This window comes from Streptomyces sp. D2-8, from assembly GCF_023184515.1.
Lineage (GTDB): Bacteria > Actinomycetota > Actinomycetes > Streptomycetales > Streptomycetaceae > Streptomyces.
Genome location: NZ_JAAHBP010000055.1, coordinates 1 through 423, shown reverse-complemented (window position 1 = coordinate 423; position 423 = coordinate 1). Strand labels below are relative to the sequence as shown.

The window sequence follows — 423 nt, the reverse complement described above, 5'->3', positions numbered from 1 at the left end:
TCACCTTCGGCGACGGCACCACCCCCGCTACCGTGCCCCTGACCGGCGGCACAGCCACCGTCACCCGCCCCTACACCACCCGCACCGGCACCCCGTACACGATCAACGCCACCTATAACGCCAGCCCCGACTTCGCCGGCTCCACCGGCTCCGACACCCACACAGTGAACCGGGCATCGACCAGGACCACTGTGGTCTCGGTGCCGGATCCGTCGGTGGTGGGCCAGCCGGTGACCTTCACCGCCACCGTCGCGCCGCTCGCTCCTGGAGCGGGCACTCCCACCGGCACCGTCACCTTCACCTTCGGCGACGGCACCACCCCCGCTACCGTGCCCCTGACCGGCGGCACAGCCACCGTCACCCGCCCCTACACCACCCGCACCGGCACCCCGTACACGATCAACGCCACCTATAACGCCAGCC

Annotated in this window: 1 protein-coding gene; it reads left to right on the top strand. The window is 70.9% G+C overall.

Annotated elements, in window-relative coordinates; all coding sequences use genetic code 11:
• Window positions 1-32: 32 nt before the first annotated feature.
• The coding region (locus tag G3I77_RS40400) for an Ig-like domain repeat protein (protein WP_248512446.1) at window positions 33-423 on the top strand (391 nt) is incomplete at its 3' end.